Genomic DNA, 229 nt, shown 5'->3' on the forward strand with positions numbered 1-229 from the left:
GCATAGAACAAAAGGTTGATTTTATTAATGATATTCAAGGTTTTCCTTATCCTGAGATTTATTCAGGCTTGGCAAAGTCAGATTGCAAACTTGTGTTGATGCACTCCGTTCAGCGAATTGGTGCAGCTACTAAAGTTGAAACGAATCCGGAAGAGGTTTTTACTTCCATGATGGAATTTTTTAAAGAAAGAATTGCTGCTTTAGTTGAGGCTGGTGTAAAGCGTGAACG

General features: G+C 38.0%; 1 protein-coding gene. It reads left to right on the forward strand.

All coding sequences use genetic code 11. From position 1 onward, the window contains the following. The coding region (locus RTW80_RS31155) for a dihydropteroate synthase (protein ID WP_312722147.1) at positions 1 to 229 on the forward strand (229 nt) is incomplete at both ends.

The organism is Escherichia sp. AM3, from assembly GCF_032029835.1.
GTDB classification, from domain to species: Bacteria; Pseudomonadota; Gammaproteobacteria; order Enterobacterales; family Enterobacteriaceae; genus Escherichia; species Escherichia coli.